The sequence below is a fragment of the Pseudomonas sp. AC229 genome (assembly GCF_979254655.1).
In genome coordinates, this window is record NZ_CEEDHK010000077.1 from 1 (window position 1) to 252 (window position 252).

Below are 252 nucleotides of genomic sequence, written 5' to 3' on the forward strand. Positions count from 1 at the left end.
GCTCGCCAAACACATCGTTCCAGTGGAATGGCGCAAAGCAGTTGCCCAATTGCACGCGGTCGCTGCCCACGGCTGGCAACACCGCGCGGCCACGCCGTGAGCGAAGTTCCACCTTGCTGCCAGCGCGAAGGCCCAACCGCGCGGCGTCGCTGGGGTGAATTTCCACGAACGGGCCGGGGTTGAGTTTGTTCAGGCGCGGCACCTTGCCGGTCTTGGTCAGCGTGTGCCATTGGTGTTGCACGCGGCCGGTGT

1 protein-coding gene is annotated in these 252 nt (G+C 65.5%); it reads right to left on the bottom strand.

Features of this window, described 5'->3' with window-relative positions; translation table 11 throughout:
- A partial coding sequence (locus tag AC0IW7_RS24910) for a molybdopterin dinucleotide binding domain-containing protein (RefSeq protein ID WP_471821525.1) occupies positions 1–252 on the bottom strand: 252 nt, incomplete at both ends.